Raw genomic sequence first — 15,530 nt, 5'->3', positions numbered from 1 at the left:
AAGTTATATTTCACTTTGATTACGACAAAGAAGAGGGAGAGCCGTTGGCATTCCCTCTTCTTTGTATTTCAACGTTTTTTCGATTTTTTATGGTTTGAAACGTTTCTGTAATAGTAATTGAAAACCGTAAATAATTTACCTTATTTCGAAAAAGCATATTCCAGCATTTTTTCTAAACTCATCCATTTCCAAAAAACGTAAAAGGGTCAGTCTGACTTCTCGCTCAAGGCGAAGATGACAGGACTGACCGAATGTTCGTTGCGGGTGTGAAATCGAGGGGTCTCACACGTCTAAGGATACAGACGAAGTGTTAACGCTCGATGGATATTTCGTTACAGTTTGAATGCACCGATGATGACGAACACCCATGCCGCGATGAAAAGAACACCGCCGATTGGTGTGACCGCTCCAAGTTTCGTGATACCTGTAAGCGCCATGACATACAAGCTGCCCGAGAAGAATAGGATGCCGGCAAACATGAGCCAACCGGCTGTGTTGAATTGACTGATGCTCACTTTCGTCAAAATACTAGCAAGCGCAATGATGCCGATCGCATGGATCATGTGGTACAAGACCCCCGTCTGCCAGTTCGCGAGCATATTCGGCGCCAGACGCTCTTTCAATGCGTGAGCCCCGAACGCGCCGAGCGCGACACCGAGCGCCATCAAGGCAGCACCGGTAATGAGTAACAATTTCATATGATTTCCCCCTTATCTCACTTTTCGTGCTGGTAAATTCCACTTCCGATAGTAGGATATCACTCGAAGCGTCGCTACGACAATCAATAACGCATACACCGGAAGTCCGCCTTCGAGCCGGAAGTAGTACGTGACGACCGCGATGATGATCGCCCAAATCGCGTACACTTCCGCCTGCAAGACAAGCGGTTTCCGTCCGGCGAGCAAGTCGCGGACGACACCACCGCCGACTCCGGTCAGGACGGCCGCCGCAATCGCTGCCGACAACGGCAAATCCAATTTGATGGCGACTTGCGCCCCTTGGAAAGAGAACGCGACCAAGCCGATCGCGTCGACGATGACGCCCCATCTTTCCCAATGCGGCAAGACGACGCTCGGGAGCAGGAAGATGAGGAGCGCGACGAGAAAACAGAGAATAAATAAATCGTTTTGTTGCCAAATCAAACTGACGGGGTTGCCGAGCAAGACGTTACGGATTGCCCCGCCGCCGAAAGCCGTCGTGAAGGCGAGCAACCAAACCCCAAAAATATCGTACTTTTCGTCCATCGCGATGATGGCTCCACTCGCCGCGAACGCAATCGTTCCGACGACGTTCAATAATTCCCACTCCATAAACATCCCTTGCCCTTTCTCGAAAGCATTATATGGTAAAGTAAAGATACAAAAAAATCAGATCAGTCGAGCGACTGCTTGTAAAGGATGTCGGTATTTTTATGAAACGAATCGCCTTGTTCCGTATATGGATCATCGTCACAATGTTCGCCCGATTCATCATTAAGATTTATGCATTCTCCCGCAAACAGCAGCAAGGTCTCGCCTCTCCGGAAGAGTACGAGGCGCTCATGTTGCAGCTCGCCCGCGAGTATAAACGTAACGCGCTCCGCCTAGAGGGACTGTTGATCAAGCTCGGTCAATTCTTGTCGATCCGGGCCGACTTGCTGCCGCCGTCCGTCCTCAATGAGTTGTCCGAGCTCGTCGACCGCGTACCGACGTCAGGTTGGGATAAGTCTCGTGCCATCCTCGAGGCCGAATGGGGCGTACCGTACACCCAAGTCGTGAAAGACGTCGGCATCGACGCCGTCGCCTCCGCCTCGATCGGGGAAGTCTACGGGGCCACGCTCCTTGAAAACGGGAAACGGGTCGCGCTCAAAATCCAGCGTCCGGACATCGAAAAAATCATCCGTACCGACTTCAAAGCGATGCGAATCGTCACGACGATGCTCAAACGGACGCCGCTCGCCAAATCGACCGACTTAGATAGCTTATATCGCCAAATGATTTTTGTCATCGGGGATGAACTAAATTTCCAAACCGAATTAAAAAACGCGCTGTATTTCAAAGCGAAGTATGCTGAAAATCCGAACGTCTACATCCCGGGCTACTACGATCATTTATGTACAAATCGGATATTGACGATGGATTGGGTCGACTCCCGTCGCATCACCGATATTGCGTTCTTAAAAGAAAACAATATCGACCGCTCCGCTCTCGCCGAACGGCTGTTCACGATGGCCGCGGAACAGCTATTATTCGGCGGACAGTTCCACGCCGACCCTCACCCTGGGAACGTCCAGATCCGGGCCGACGGAACGATCATCCTGCTCGACTTCGGCATGGTCGGATCGTCGACCGCGCAAGACATGGCGACGATCCGGAAGATCTTGCAGGCGTTCATCTCGCTCGATTACGACGGTGTCGTCGATGCCCTCGAAGACTTGCGCTTCTTGTTGCCGACGGCGAATAAACATAACATCCGCCAAGCAATCGAAAAGGCGGTCACATTCTATTTAGAGACCGATATTGATACGGTCGATACGAAATTGATCGAAAAAGTGCTGCAAGATATCCAACTGCTCGTGAAGAACGAGCCGATCCAACTGCCGGCCGAATTCGCCTTCTTCGGTCGTGCCGCCTCGACGTTGCTCGGGATTTTACAGATTCTCGACCCGAAAATCGATTTGTTCACGCTCGGTAAACCGATCGTGATTCAATGGCTCGAATCAGACGGGACGACGATCCAAAACCGCTACGTCATGACGGCGCTCAACTACGGCAAGAAACTGTTGAACGTACCGCCGTTGCTCGAGAACTATTTGAAAGAGCCGACCCGGAAACGGTTGTCTGAGCAGGCGATGTTCCAACGCGAGCTCGAATCGAAAGAATTGCTCCATCGCCAGACGTTCAACTCGGGCGTCATCGTTCTCGGCCTGCTCGTCGGTCTGTTCGGCTACATCCGACCTGATGAATGGCTATTTTGGTCGGGTGGTGTCGTCGCCGTCGTCGCCTACTTTAATTCAAGACGCCTCGGTCGAAAGATTCGTCATTTGGCCCGTCAAGATTTTCGTGTCTAATCAGTCCGTCACTCAAGCGAGTGACGGTTTTTTGTCGTGCCTCGCTGTAAAATTGTGTATGTTTTTTGAAATCGGGTACTTTTACAGTGTGACCTAGACGAAAGGGGAGAACACGATGCGAGCTGAGAACAACTTCGTTAACGGTGACTGGATCGAGACGAATGAGACGATCGAGGTCCGGAATCCGGCGACCGGCAACGTAATAGCAACCGTGACAAAGAGTGACGAGACCGAGGCCGGCCTCGCTGTCGACGCGGCCCAGGCCGCTTTAAAAGACTGGCAGCAGCGGACAGCCGAAGACCGGGGCGCCCTACTGCTCGAATGGCATCGCTTGATCGATGAAGAGACGGAAGCGCTCGCGCGAACGATGGTCGAAGAACAAGGCAAACCGCTGAAAGAAGCGATCGGCGAAATTCGTTACGCCAACGGATTCATCGAGTGGTATGCCGCGGAAGGACGACGCGTCTATGGTGAGACGATCCCTGCTTCTTCAAACGAGAAACGCATTTTCGCGATCAAACAACCGGTCGGCGTCATCGCTGCCATCACGCCATGGAACTTCCCGGCAGCGATGATCACCCGCAAATTGGCACCGGCTCTAGCAGCCGGTTGCACCGTCGTCTTGAAACCGGCATCGGCGACACCGCTCACAGCGATCGAACTCGTCAAATTGGCCGAGAAGGCCGGTTTCCCGAAAGGTGTCATCAATCTCGTGACCGGCAGTGCCGCTCGTATCGTCAACGTTTGGCAGCACGATTCACGTGTGCGCAAGCTGACGTTCACCGGGTCGACCGAAGTCGGCAAGACGCTCATGCGCGGTGCCGCCGACACGATGAAGAAGATCTCGCTCGAGCTCGGTGGCCATGCCCCGCTCATCGTCACGGCGAAAGCGGACCTCGACAAGGCCGTCCCGCAAGCGATCGCGACCAAGTTCCGTAACGGTGGACAGACATGCGTCTGCGCCAATCGGATTTACGTCGAGAGTTCGATCGTCGACGAATTCTCGGAGCGGTTCATCGAGGCCGTGCAAGCGCTCAAGGTCGGGAACGGGCTCGACGACGGCATCGACATCGGTCCGCTCATCGACGAGGCTGCGGTCGAGAAAGTGATGAAGCACCTCGAGGACGCCCAAATCCGTGGGGGTGAGATCACGGGCGGCGAACAGCTTGACGGCTTGTTCGTCCGCCCGGCCGTCGTCCGCTATGCGAACGAAGATATGCTCTGCATGAACGAGGAGACGTTTGGTCCCGTCGCCCCGATCGCTTCGTTCAACACGCTCGACGAAGTCATCGAGCGGGCGAACGCCACGCCGTTCGGCCTCGCGTCTTATATCTTCACACAAGATATTAATGAGGCCCTTTACTTGGCGGAATCGCTCGAATACGGGATTGTCGGCGTCAACGATGGACTACCTTCGACCCCACAAGCCCCGTTCGGCGGCTGGAAACAGAGCGGTCTCGGCCGTGAAGGCGGTCATCACGGCATCGAAGAGTTTTTAGAAGTGAAATACATTTCGCTCGGATTATAAAAAAACGCCTGTTGAATTTTTTCAACAGGCGTTTTTTCAGTTGTCGAGCCACGTCACCAAATCGTTTGGCGTCGCGATTACATAATCGGCGAGCGCCCACTCGTCCTCGTTCCCGAAGCCGAATCCGGTCAAGACGACCGGGAAATCATGGGCCCGGCCCGCTTCGACGTCCGACTTGCGGTCACCGACCATGACATAATGTGCATCTCCGTGGCGCAGGCGGTGCGCCGTCAAAATATCGGCCTTCTTCTCGCCACCAACCGATTCGAGACATTCAGGTGCCGTCATGAACTGACGGATGCCTTGCGTATCGAGGATCAAGTTCATATAGTGAACGCCACAGTTGCTTGCCGTCGTCAACGTATGCCCGTTCGCGCGAAGCGTCTCAAGCATGTCGTAGATGCCGTCAAACAAGACGTTTTGCCCCGCCATCGCCTGCTCGAGTGTCTCGTGACGAAGTTTGCGGATGAGACGGATCTCTTCACGCGTCGCCTCCGGGATGACGTGCTCCCAAAAGGCGTCCCCAGCCAAACCGTAGCCAGACCGGACCGCGTCCTCGCTCGGCTTTTCAAGATGCGGAAGCTGTTCGAGCGCCTCGTGAATCGCTTTCGTCATCGGAACGGTCGTGTCAACGAGCGTCCCATCGATATCGAATAAAATGACTGCCATGTCGGTATCCCCTCTCTCTTTCCTATTCTCCTACCGTAGCAGACTCGCTTCCAAATCAAAAGTAGAAACATCAGCCCACAAAAAAACGGCTGAACGAAATCGTTCAACCGGTTGTTGCTCAGCCGCGCCAGAAGCTCATGCCGCCTTTGACCGAGTAGACGTCTGTATAGCCCGCACTCTTCAGCATCGCCGCTGCCCGTTGGCTCCGCATTCCGCTTTGACAGATGACGTAAACGGGACGTTCTTTATCTTTTGGGTATTGTGCTGCCGCGTTACCGAACCCTGAGAGCGGTACGTTTTTCGCTTGTTTAATGTGCCCGCCTTTATATTCGTGCGGCTCCCGCACATCGAGCAGTTGAATGTTGCGCTCTTCCGCAATCTTTCGCTTCAACTCGTCCGTCGATACTGTTTTCGTGCTGTTTCGCTTCGTCCACCAAAAATAAATCAATCCGATCACCACTGCGACAAACAAAAAATCAAGCATGGGCACGCCTCCGTTGTTTAAAAGTTTTAGTATCTCCATTATACCCCCTATGGTATATAAGTCAATGTGGACGCCTCATAAAAAAAGCCATGCCACGAGGGCACAGCTTAGAAATCGAGCAGCGAATCGGTTTTAGGTTCGTCTTCATCCTCTAGAGGGATGCCGAGGAATGCGGCCATTTGCCGGTCTAACGGTTGCTTCGGCTCCGCCGAGACGACAGGTGCCTGCGCGACCGGTGCGGCGGGTGTCGTCTCCGCCAACATGAGCTCACAGTAACCCATCAACTTGGCCAGATGGCGCTTTTGCGTCTCTCCACTCGACTGTTCGATTTGACTCATCACGTGTTTCATTTGCGCGATGACTTGTTGCTCAGTGATCATAGGTCGAACACATCCTTTTCCCTCTCATTTTGAAGCAAACCTGTCCCTCGCCGCAAGTGTCTTGCTCGGCTCAGTCGGATTCAGACCGTGTCTCGACCCATGATGTGAACGCCTCGAAATCGAAACGGACTTGATTGGCATAAAAACGAGCCCAGCGTGAGATTTGACGCACGAACAACGGCAGCGCGTCCCCGATGGCTTCCGCAATCTGTTCGCTCGCCTCATACTCGAGAACGTTCGCGTCCGCATCGGCCCGGGCATGGATTTTCGCCGTGATCTCGGCTTGGACTTTTAACGTTTCGATCAGCGACGATTCGTTCTTGATGTGCTTCGCTTTCACTTTCCGTTTGTAGGGCGAACGTTGCCGCACATAATACTCGTTGCCGTCGATCGTGAAGTAACCGAGATACGGGTCTTGGCTATGCACCATGGCACGTTGGGCAGCGATGACCCGCGCACCTTCATGGGACAGGCCGTCCTCGAACAACGGATGGGTCGGCAAAAACAAGGACGGGACGGCCGATTGCGCTTGCTTCATCTCTAAGATGACGTCCTCGTCATGTTCCTCGTCGGCCCCTTCGATCAAGATATAGTAACGTTCGAGCCCGATCGAGGCCGTCCCGCTCTCGCGTTTAATGGCGATGTCTTTGATGTCGTAATGATCGGCGTGATGGCGATGCTCTTCCGACAACGAGTTCAAATACTCAGGCCAAGCCTGTTTGATTTTCGTCGCCGTCTTCTCGCTGACCGGTATTAAGTCATCGCTCGTCGCGAAGTAACGTTCTTCGTCCCGGACTTCGGTCCGTTCCGACATGAACGCGTCTTGCTTCTTCTCTGCCTTCTTGATCACTTTTTTGATGGCTTTAGACGTATTCGCTTTCGTGAACTGCACGTCTTCGTCTTTCCCTTTCGCGTACCGTCTGATGGCGAGCGCATACGTCTCGGCGTATACTTCAATCGCTTCGTTGGAATCGAAGCCCGATTCAGCGGCGAACAAGTCGACAGAAATGGCCATTCTGAGCACATCGAACAAATACGAACCGAGGTATGCCTCATCAAAGTCGTTCACATCATAAAGGATCGTCCCAGCCCCGTCCCCGAACACCCCAAAGTTTTCAAAGTGAAGATCCCCTTGAATGAACGTCGGATAGGCCTCGCTCGTGTCGAAAGCAAGCGGTACTTTCGCAAAATCGTAATAGAACAAATGCGAGCTTCCGCGAAAGAACGAGAACGGACTCGTACTCATCTTGTCGTACTTTTCACGCCGTGCCGTTTCGGTCAGGTTCCGGATCGAATGATCGTAATAATCTAGAACCGTCGCGATCGTATCACGGCGAATTTGTTGTTTGACGGATGTGAACATGGCTGTCTCCCCTTCATGCGTCGAATAGATGTTTGTATTCCCCGTATCCCGCAGACTCGAGCTCTTCTTTCGGGATGAATCGGAGCGAAGCCGAATTGATACAGTAGCGTAAGCCGCCGAGTTCTTTCGGACCATCGTCAAATAGATGACCGAGGTGACTGTCGGCATGCTTCGAACGCACTTCCGTCCGGACCATGTGGTGCGTCGTGTCCATGTTCACATCGAGCTGCTTCTCTTCGATCGGCCGCGCGAAGCTTGGCCAGCCACAGTTCGACTGGAACTTGTCACGGGACGTGAAGAGCGGCGTACCATCGATCACATCGACGTACAGCCCTTCCCGTTCCTCATCCCAATACTCGTTTTGAAACGGCGGTTCGGTCCCGTTCTCTTGCGTGACTTTGAACTGCATCGGTGTCAGACGGTCTTTCAGTTCCTGTTTTTGTTTCTTATCGCTCCACGCCTCTTTCACAAACTTGGCGCGACCCGAACCGACCCGATACATCTCGTAGCGGAACGGATTTTTCTTATAGTAGTCTTGATGATAGTCCTCGGCTTCCCAAAACGTCTTGGCCGGACGGATCTCGACTTCGATCGGACGTTCGAACCGTCCCGAATTCTCGACTTCTTGCTTCGAGCGTTCGGCCGCGTCCCGTTGTTCTTCCGAATGATAGAAGATGGCCGGTCGATACGATTCGCCGCGGTCGTTGAACTGTCCGCCCCCGTCTGTCGGATCGATTTGTCGCCAGTAAATCCGAAGCAGCTCTTCGTATGAGATGACCTCCGGGTCGAACGTCACCTCGATCGCCTCTAGATGACCCGTCGTCTCCGAACAGACTTGCTGGTATGTCGGATTGTCGACGTGTCCGCCTGTGTAACCGGACACGACTCGTTCGACACCTTCGTATTTATGAAACGGTTTGACCATGCACCAAAAACAGCCTCCCGCAAATGTAGCTTTTGCCATAATGAATCCCTCCTTACTATGTAGTGTACCCAAAAAAGCACGCCGACAACAAAAAACGAGAACCCCAAACGTGTTCTCGTCTTCAGTCTTCGACCCGGTTCATATGGCGCATCACTAAAAATAAAATCACACCGACGATCGCTGCCCCGAGTATGGTCAACACCAGGTTGTTTCGTGCCGATAATGTGTAAAAGATGGCTAAACCGATTAAGATGAGCGCAATCGGAATGAACGCTCGTTTAAAATGATCCCAATAACGCACGGACAGTCCCCCTTTGTCTCTATCATACCAAACTTTTTTGCTATTATAGAGAGGAAGATACAATCACGGCCAGAAGGAGGACCCATTCATGGATTTTGACCAGTTGTGGGCGAACCGCCCGACTTTGTTGTGGGAAGACCGGCTGAACGAAGGCGACGACGTCTATACGCTGTCGGCGATTTTCGCTGTCGACGCCGCGCTCCGGCGTTATACGAGCGCGTTGGTACATTCCGACGGCACAGAATCCTCGATCCTATCGGCAGTCCGCGATGTCGTCCTGCGTTTGAACGGCCTCGACGAAGAGCACGACCATTTTATCGAGACGCTCGAGCGTGAGGAGCTGTACGACTTCATCCGAGCCGGTGCAGCCATCGCCGGGTATGAAACCGATGAAGACGTCACGGAGGAATGGCGTGAATGGTAACAGTTTGACGATTCATCGCGATTCACAGTTGTCATACTTGAATTAATGCTTTCTATCTCGCACAAGGGGACACGTGTATGCTCACCATCATCAACTCTTTTTTCATCAACCTTTGTATTCTGTTCACCCTGTTCACCATCTCATTCTTGCCGTTTCGTAACCGGCCTCGAATTACGCCGCAGTCACCTTTAAAGTTGCGTATCCTGCTCGGTATCCAGAGCGGTCTCATCGCCTTGATTTTGCTCGCGAACGCGCTTCATCTCGAAAAAATATTGATCGACCTTCGTTCCATCCCGATTATGCTCGCCGTCTTGTTCGGCGGATGGATGAGCGGTGTCGTCGCCGGTATGTTGTTTCTCATCGGTCGTTTTTTCATGATAACGGATGGCGAATACGTCGGATTTTACTTAGCTATCGCGACGATGGTCGCACTCGTCCTGCCGACAAGTCTGTTGCGGCTCAAGCTCGACAACACCCGTAACACGCTCCTTGTCTTCACGACGATCAGCGTCGCCGCGTTCGGTTCGGCGCTCTACTATGCCCTCCCGCTCGAGCTGTTCTATCCCATTTTATTCGTCTATATCGTTATGATCTACGCCGGGGCTTGTGCCGCTTATCGCTTGCTCCAAGAGCTGAGACGCCACTTTGAGAACGTTCAGCATCAGCAGCAACTCGCCCGTACCGACGCTTTGACCGGCATCGCCAACCGCCGTCTGTTGAATGAGGCGATGGCCAACTTGACCGTCGAGGCGGAAGCGTACGCCCTCATCCTCGTCGATATCGATCACTTCAAACGCGTCAACGACACGTACGGTCATGATGTCGGGGACGACGTACTACGCGAGCTCGGCATGTTGCTCGTCACCGAAAGTGACGACCGACATCTCGTCGGTCGCTTCGGTGGTGAAGAATTTCTGATCGTCATGCCGAACGCCAAAAAGGACGAAGTGACCCGTCTCGCCGAATCTATACGAGAAAAAGTCTCGACGTTCCCATTCGAGACGAGTGCAGGCACGCTTCACATCACCGTCTCGCTCGGGGCCTGCCATTCGAACGATATCGAAGTCGATAGCGTCTTGAAGCATGCCGACGAAGCGTTATACCACGCAAAAGAATCTGGACGAAACCGTTTCATTTTGGCTTCATAAAGCCGATAACGTTCTCAAAACTTTACTAACTTTGACAGTTTTCCCGCTTTACTTTCAACTAGCGAATCGGTACACTAGGCTAGACTTTGGTTAGGATAAACATAATTAATCATAGATTTGACTAGAAAAAGGGGAAACACATTTCATGACAATATTGTTATCGCTATTCGGATTGATGTTCGTGGGATCGTTCGTCCTCGACTATCAACGTGGCAAGACGTTCCGACAGTCGCTCTTTGGGGGAGTCGACACAATCAAACAGAACCTACTCATCTTTTTACGCACGTCCCTTTCGATGATGATTTTCATCGGGCCGCTCCTGCTTATGTCCATGTTTGCCTTCTCAAAACTTGTGACGTTCGAGACGGTAGCCGCCTTTATGATCGCCGTGCTTAGCATCGGCTTCGCCGAGCGCATCATCGGGATGATCGTCGCCCCGCTCGTCCGGACGTTTTGGCATCAACGCGGCAAGCTGATGCCGCTCTATCTCGATGCTGGACTCTACGTCTTCTTGCTGTCGATTCTCATCTTGGAGTTTCTCATGAACATCCCGGGTGTCGAATTGAACGCACCGGCAGTCGCTGTATTTTACGCGTTCGCCTTGTTCTACATCCGTTATTTGTTCAGCTTGATCCGCTTTACACTCAGTAAAGGCGTCCCGTCAAACTGACTCGACTCGTATGACCTCGACCGCAGACATCCCGTCTGCGGTTTATTTTTATTTTTCTAATTGACAATGAGAATCGTTATCACTTATACTCGAGTTGTAGCTGCCACAGCTGGACGTAACCGTTCCCCAAAACTTGTTACGGCCCGTGGATTCCCCTCCACGACACTCTTTTTGAAAGCATTGCGACAACCCCCATTTGTTGCACCCAGATTTGCCATATAAAAACGAGCGGCTCTCCGACGGAGCCGCTCGTTTTTTTCGTTCAGGCGAACACATCTTGTTCGATTTGTTTCAACTCATAAAACATGCCTCGGGCGCGCATCAAATCGTCGTATGACCCTGACTCGATGATGCGACCTGCTTCCATGACGATGATTTGGTCGAACCGTTCGAGCCCGGTCAGACGATGGCTGACCATGACGAGTGTCGCCTCGTCCGCCTTCCGGAAGATTTCAGCGAACACATCGGATTCGGTGCGCGCGTCTAACGCCGACGTCGCTTCATCTAAAATCCAGAGCAACCCGTTCTTCAACAACGCCCGGGCGATGGCGAGCCGTTGCCGTTCCCCTCCGGACAAGTTCGCCCCTTTCTCGAGCATTGGCTCATCGAGCGCGAAACCGAGGCGGACGCTTCGCAGCGCCAGCTCCATCTCGTCGTCGGAGAAGTCTCCGGCAAGGGCCAAGTTGTCTCGGACGGTACCGAAAAAGAAGTGGTTCTCTTGCATGACGACACTCGCTTGAGACCAGACCGATGTTTGTGTGACCTCATTCAAGCGCTGACCGTCGATTCGTACTTCGCCTGTCTCTGGCCTTACAAACGCGAGCAACAGTTGCAGGAGCGTCGACTTGCCAGACCCGCTCGGGCCGACGATCACGGTCTTCGATCCGCGCGGTAACGTCACATCAACTGTGTCTAGGACGGCACGGAACGTATCCGGATAGCGGTAACTTACGCGTTCAAACGAAATGTCAGGCGCCGTCTGAAGCGCTATGTCGTCACGGGACGCTTCTGCCGCCACGAGGTGCTCACTCGGTTCGACGACCTCGAGCAAGCGGTTTGCCGCTTGTTTACTATCGGCGTAGTGACCCGGGAAGACCGCCATCGGTGTCACGTTCTCAAACGCGGTCAATGACATCATGACGAGCATGGCCAAGAACAGGCCGTCCAGTTCGCCATTGACGACGAGGTAGGCACCAATCGCGAGCACGCCCCACGACACGAGCAGTGACGCGGCGACGACGAGCGACGAGTTGAAGAACTGGTTCGTCACGTCTTGGCGCTGTGCGGCGGCGTAACGATCGCTTCGAGCGAGCAAGTCGTCACGGGTCTGGCCGAGCTGGTCGTGCAACAATAGATCGCGGTACCCGTACATCATCTCGGTCACCCCGCTCGACAAATCGCCGCGCAAGGCCCGAATTTCCTGGTCATGCTTCGCTCGGATGCCGGCAAACAAGATCGGAATCAAAAAGCCGGTCACGAACACCCCGAACACGAGCCAAAGGCTGACCGTCATCGAGAAGAACGTGACGAAGAAGATCGTGCTCAAGAAGACGAGCACTAAGATGATTGGTGGATAAAACACCCGCAAAAAGTAGTTTTGAAGGCTTTCGACGTCTCCGACGACACGGGCGAGCAAGTCCCCGCTCCGGTATTTGGCGAAGATGTTCGGCACGAGCGGTTCGAGCTGGCGATAAAACCGGACGCGCAGTTCGCTTAAAATCGTGAACGTCGCCCGGTGTGACGCCAAGCGTTCGCGGTAGCGGCTCCCCGCCCGAATGACGCCGAACAGCTTGATCAGGACGACCGGCACCATGAGCGCATAGAGGGGCGGCACAAGGCCGGCCCGCGACACGAGATATCCACTCGCCGCGAACAAGGCGACAGCCGCGAGGCCTGCCGTATAGCCGAAGAAGATCGAGAGGATGATATCCTTTTTCTCTTTCATCATCCATTTTGTGATCGTCCAAAGTGAGTTCATCCTCTCACCCCTTTCTGTAACGTGAACAAGTCGGCGTAGGCCGGGACAGCGAGCAACTGTTCATGTGTGCCGTTCGCGACGAGGTTCCCCTCGTCCATGAACCAAATCGCGTCCGCTTGCTTGATCGTATGGAGACGGTGCGCGACCGTGACAAGCGTCGCGTCACGCGACAACTCCTCGATCGAGCGCCGAACGATTCTCTCGGTCACCAAATCGAGACCGGTCGTCGGTTCATCGAACAAGATGATACCTGGACGCTTCAAGAAGGCACGGGCCAGGGCGAGGCGTTGCCGCTCACCACCGGACAATCCGTAACCGCCTTCTCCGAGCTCGGTATTCAATCCGTCCGGCAAATTGGCGATGACATCGACGAGGCCGGCGGCTTCAGCCGCCCGCATGATGTCAGTCTCATCCGCCGTCTCACCAAGGGCGATATTAGCGGCGAGACTGCCGGCAAACAAATACGGGTTTTGCGAAATATACCCGATTGTCCCGTACCAAGACGTATCGGTGAACGATTCGAGCGGCTCCCCGTCGACGAGGACGCGGCCGCTATCCGGTTTCACAAGACCGGACAGCACGTTCAACACGGTCGTCTTGCCTGATCCGCTCGCGCCGACCAGGGCGACGTGTGACCGTGCCGGGATTACCCCGCTCAGCGGATGGAGCGTGAAGCGCCCCCCTTCATATTGGAACGAGACCGCATCGAGAACAAGTTCGGGCGTCCGGTTTGTTAGCGGTCTGTCTCCCCACTCGATGCGGTCGTCCGGGGCGTCGAGCGCCTCGAAGATACGATCGGCCGCACCCATGCTACCACGCCCGGTATGGAAGGCGCTGCCGAGGTCTTTGATCGCTAAATAGTATTCCGGGGCCAAGACGAGAATCAAGAAGCCGGCGAAAAACGTCAAGTTTTGCCAAACGACCATCTGGAGCGCCACTTCTAAGGCGACGACACCGGTACTGAGCATCGAGATGAACTCGAGCATGAGCCCTGACAAGAAAGCGGTCTTTAAGACGACCATCGTCGCGTCCCGGAAGTCGAGACTGCTCTTCTCGATCGCTTGCGCTTCTTGCTCGGCACGTCCGTATAGCTTGAGTGTCGTCAATCCTTGAAGGACGTCTAAAAATTTCCCCGAGAACTGGTTCATTTTCTCCATCTGCTCTTCAGACTTCTTCTGGGTCGCGATACCGATGATGATGAAAAAGATTGGAATGAACGGCGCGGTCACCATCATGATGACACCTGAGATCCAGTGCTGACTGAAGACGACGACGAGAATGAGCAGCGGGATGATCGACGTCTGGATGACTTGGGGCCAGTACTGGCTAAAGTAAGCATCGACCTCATCGACCGCATCCATATAGACACTGACTTTCTTCCCGGACTGTCCGGATAGAGACGTCTCGATCGGATTCGATGTGTAGCGGTCGAGCAGTTGACGTCGAAGCGTCCGCTTCGCCCGTTCCGACAAGTTGGCACCGATACGTCCCGAGACATACCCGAACAAGGCACGTGCGAGCAACGCGAGCACGAGCCAACCTAGAGACGGGATGACACTTTGGAACGATTCGTTTTTTAAAAATACTCGGTCGACGACGTCGACGATCAAATAAGCCTGAGCCAAGATGGACAACCCGATCATCACCGCGGCGATGACGAGCCCGACGATATGTCCTTTCTCGGCCAAAGCGAGAGCTTGCAGTCGTTTCACTGCGTTCATCCTTTCTAAACGTGCATGACAATTTTTCTTTGTGATGATTCTCACTAATTATAACTGATGTAAGTGTCCATAGCGAACGCTTCGCTTGTCGAGACGTGCAAAAAAACGCCACGAATGCAGCGTGGCGTCAGTGTGTCGCTTGTTCGAAATACTCAGGGTGCAACGTCACGAGTTGACGGGCGTCGAACTGGAGAATGTCTTCTTTTCGCAGTCGCGACAAGATGTGGGACACGGTCTCGCGCGATGTCCCCGACAGTCTCGAGATTTCAACTGTCGTGAACGGACAACGTACGCGCACACCGTCGGCTTCTTTTTCTCCGAGGTCTTCAATCAAGTAATGGATTGTATTGATCACCCGGTCGCTCGCGCTCGGCGTGATGATTTCCTGAACACGGCGTTCGTGAAGGTCAAGGATTCGATTCATCTGACCGACGATATGCAAGAGCATCGTCGCATTTCTTGAGACAAGCGCTTCAAAGCGATCCGTCGGCATATAAATGACTTCAATATCGGTCAGCGCTTCCGCCGAATGTTGGTAATACGTTTCCGTCAACAGTCCCCGGTACGGAAACAGCTGCTTCGGCTTCAAGTAGTCGGTGTATTGATGGGTCGCCGTTTCATTGCACCGCTCGAGCTTCACATACCCACTGATTAAAAAGTAGACGCGCTCACGCGGGTCGCCTTCCATGAATAAAAGCTGCCCTTTGCGGTACGTCCGACAGTATACGTGCGGTAGCAAGCTCTCTAGCTCGCGGCTCGTGCATTTATTGAAGATATCGAGTTGTCTTAAATCGTCGACTGTCCATTGCTGTCTCATGATCAATCCCTCGCTTCCCGAACTGTTCATCTTTCTTTTAGTATACGAGACCCATCTTGTGAAAACGCTTTCA

General features: G+C 53.5%; 16 protein-coding genes. 5 read left to right on the top strand and 11 right to left on the bottom strand.

Annotated features, from left to right (window positions below; translation table 11 throughout):
* Positions 1-332 precede the first annotated feature (332 nt).
* A complete protein-coding gene (locus KNP77_RS04135) occupies positions 333-698 on the bottom strand; it encodes a DUF423 domain-containing protein (protein WP_016510107.1) in 366 nt (121 codons plus the stop codon).
* Between the two features lie 12 nt (positions 699-710).
* Positions 711-1,316, bottom strand: a complete 606-nt coding sequence (locus KNP77_RS04130) for a trimeric intracellular cation channel family protein (protein WP_070329139.1) — start codon at positions 1,314-1,316, stop codon at positions 711-713.
* Positions 1,317-1,411: 95 nt separating this feature from the next.
* Here KNP77_RS04130 and KNP77_RS04125 point away from each other — a divergent pair, with 95 nt between their 5' ends.
* Positions 1,412-3,049, top strand: a complete 1,638-nt coding sequence (locus KNP77_RS04125) for an ABC1 kinase family protein (protein ID WP_070329140.1) — start codon at positions 1,412-1,414, stop codon at positions 3,047-3,049.
* Positions 3,050-3,164: 115 nt separating this feature from the next.
* Positions 3,165-4,577: an NAD-dependent succinate-semialdehyde dehydrogenase gene (locus KNP77_RS04120; RefSeq protein ID WP_214888748.1), complete on the top strand. Its 1,413-nt coding sequence runs from the start codon at positions 3,165-3,167 to the stop codon at positions 4,575-4,577.
* A gap of 36 nt (positions 4,578-4,613) precedes the next feature.
* On the opposite strand, the gene KNP77_RS04115 is transcribed toward KNP77_RS04120, so the two are convergent.
* The 6 genes from KNP77_RS04115 to KNP77_RS04090 form a co-directional block, all read right to left on the bottom strand.
* Entirely contained in the window at positions 4,614-5,246 is a 633-nt protein-coding gene (locus KNP77_RS04115; RefSeq protein WP_131464741.1) for an HAD family hydrolase, read from the bottom strand.
* Between the two features lie 118 nt (positions 5,247-5,364).
* Positions 5,365-5,730, bottom strand: coding sequence for a rhodanese-like domain-containing protein (locus tag KNP77_RS04110; RefSeq protein ID WP_070329175.1), 366 nt, complete (start codon positions 5,728-5,730; stop codon positions 5,365-5,367).
* 107 nt (positions 5,731-5,837) lie between these two features.
* Positions 5,838-6,110 (bottom strand): DUF5327 family protein, encoded by a 273-nt coding sequence (locus tag KNP77_RS04105; protein ID WP_131439374.1) that lies wholly within the window; start codon positions 6,108-6,110, stop codon positions 5,838-5,840.
* A 70-nt stretch (positions 6,111-6,180) separates the two neighbouring features.
* On the bottom strand, positions 6,181-7,473 hold the full coding sequence (locus tag KNP77_RS04100; protein ID WP_214888745.1) for a DUF2252 domain-containing protein: 1,293 nt from the start codon (positions 7,471-7,473) through the stop codon (positions 6,181-6,183).
* A 13-nt stretch (positions 7,474-7,486) separates the two neighbouring features.
* Positions 7,487-8,437: a peptide-methionine (S)-S-oxide reductase MsrA gene (gene msrA / locus KNP77_RS04095; protein WP_131508284.1), complete on the bottom strand. Its 951-nt coding sequence runs from the start codon at positions 8,435-8,437 to the stop codon at positions 7,487-7,489.
* Between the two features lie 82 nt (positions 8,438-8,519).
* Positions 8,520-8,699 carry a hypothetical protein gene (locus tag KNP77_RS04090; RefSeq protein WP_016510109.1) on the bottom strand — a complete coding sequence of 60 codons (180 nt, stop codon included), beginning with the start codon at positions 8,697-8,699 and terminating at the stop codon, positions 8,520-8,522.
* Between the two features lie 88 nt (positions 8,700-8,787).
* Between KNP77_RS04090 and KNP77_RS04085 the strand changes: the two genes are divergently transcribed.
* From KNP77_RS04085 to KNP77_RS04075, 3 genes are all read left to right on the top strand, one after another.
* On the top strand, positions 8,788-9,123 hold the full coding sequence (locus tag KNP77_RS04085) for a hypothetical protein (RefSeq protein ID WP_214889030.1): 336 nt from the start codon (positions 8,788-8,790) through the stop codon (positions 9,121-9,123).
* Between the two features lie 77 nt (positions 9,124-9,200).
* Positions 9,201-10,271: a diguanylate cyclase gene (locus tag KNP77_RS04080; RefSeq protein WP_214888742.1), complete on the top strand. Its 1,071-nt coding sequence runs from the start codon at positions 9,201-9,203 to the stop codon at positions 10,269-10,271.
* Between the two features lie 145 nt (positions 10,272-10,416).
* Entirely contained in the window at positions 10,417-10,941 is a 525-nt protein-coding gene (locus KNP77_RS04075) for a hypothetical protein (RefSeq protein ID WP_070329148.1), read from the top strand.
* 262 nt (positions 10,942-11,203) lie between these two features.
* Here the strand turns inward: KNP77_RS04075 and cydC are convergent, their stop codons facing one another.
* From cydC to KNP77_RS04060, 3 genes are all read right to left on the bottom strand, one after another.
* A complete protein-coding gene (cydC, locus tag KNP77_RS04070) occupies positions 11,204-12,919 on the bottom strand; it encodes a thiol reductant ABC exporter subunit CydC (RefSeq protein ID WP_214888739.1) in 1,716 nt (571 codons plus the stop codon).
* The gene (gene cydD, locus KNP77_RS04065; protein ID WP_131488909.1) at positions 12,916-14,640 is read right to left on the bottom strand and encodes a thiol reductant ABC exporter subunit CydD; all 1,725 of its coding nucleotides are present in this window, start codon (positions 14,638-14,640) and stop codon (positions 12,916-12,918) included. Before cydD ends, cydC begins: the two co-directional genes overlap by 4 nt.
* A 127-nt stretch (positions 14,641-14,767) precedes the next feature.
* A complete protein-coding gene (locus tag KNP77_RS04060; protein ID WP_131464751.1) occupies positions 14,768-15,457 on the bottom strand; it encodes a Crp/Fnr family transcriptional regulator in 690 nt (229 codons plus the stop codon).
* Positions 15,458-15,530: the final 73 nt, after the last annotated feature.

The organism is Exiguobacterium sp. s142 (assembly GCF_018618455.1).
GTDB classification, from domain to species: Bacteria; Bacillota; Bacilli; order Exiguobacteriales; family Exiguobacteriaceae; genus Exiguobacterium; species Exiguobacterium aurantiacum_A.
The sequence above is the reverse complement of the archived record's forward strand: the minus strand, read 5'-3'. Positions and strand labels throughout refer to the sequence as shown.

Excerpts from the sequence above, each read along its gene's own strand:
- KNP77_RS04120 (WP_214888748.1), top strand. The coding sequence starts at position 3,165 with ATGCGAGCTGAGAACAACTTCGTTAACGGTGACTGGATCGAGACGAAT.
- KNP77_RS04105 (WP_131439374.1), bottom strand. The coding sequence starts at position 6,110 with ATGATCACTGAGCAACAAGTCATCGCGCAAATGAAACACGTGATGAGT.
- cydC (WP_214888739.1), bottom strand. The coding sequence starts at position 12,919 with ATGAACTCACTTTGGACGATCACAAAATGGATGATGAAAGAGAAAAAG.
- KNP77_RS04080 (WP_214888742.1), top strand. The coding sequence starts at position 9,201 with ATGCTCACCATCATCAACTCTTTTTTCATCAACCTTTGTATTCTGTTC.
- cydD (WP_131488909.1), bottom strand. The coding sequence starts at position 14,640 with ATGAACGCAGTGAAACGACTGCAAGCTCTCGCTTTGGCCGAGAAAGGA.
- KNP77_RS04115 (WP_131464741.1), bottom strand. The coding sequence starts at position 5,246 with ATGGCAGTCATTTTATTCGATATCGATGGGACGCTCGTTGACACGACC.
- KNP77_RS04060 (WP_131464751.1), bottom strand. The coding sequence starts at position 15,457 with ATGAGACAGCAATGGACAGTCGACGATTTAAGACAACTCGATATCTTC.
- KNP77_RS04125 (WP_070329140.1), top strand. The coding sequence starts at position 1,412 with ATGAAACGAATCGCCTTGTTCCGTATATGGATCATCGTCACAATGTTC.
- msrA (WP_131508284.1), bottom strand. The coding sequence starts at position 8,437 with ATGGCAAAAGCTACATTTGCGGGAGGCTGTTTTTGGTGCATGGTCAAA.
- KNP77_RS04130 (WP_070329139.1), bottom strand. The coding sequence starts at position 1,316 with ATGTTTATGGAGTGGGAATTATTGAACGTCGTCGGAACGATTGCGTTC.
- KNP77_RS04135 (WP_016510107.1), bottom strand. The coding sequence starts at position 698 with ATGAAATTGTTACTCATTACCGGTGCTGCCTTGATGGCGCTCGGTGTC.
- KNP77_RS04075 (WP_070329148.1), top strand. The coding sequence starts at position 10,417 with ATGACAATATTGTTATCGCTATTCGGATTGATGTTCGTGGGATCGTTC.
- KNP77_RS04100 (WP_214888745.1), bottom strand. The coding sequence starts at position 7,473 with ATGTTCACATCCGTCAAACAACAAATTCGCCGTGATACGATCGCGACG.
- KNP77_RS04110 (WP_070329175.1), bottom strand. The coding sequence starts at position 5,730 with ATGCTTGATTTTTTGTTTGTCGCAGTGGTGATCGGATTGATTTATTTT.
- KNP77_RS04085 (WP_214889030.1), top strand. The coding sequence starts at position 8,788 with ATGGATTTTGACCAGTTGTGGGCGAACCGCCCGACTTTGTTGTGGGAA.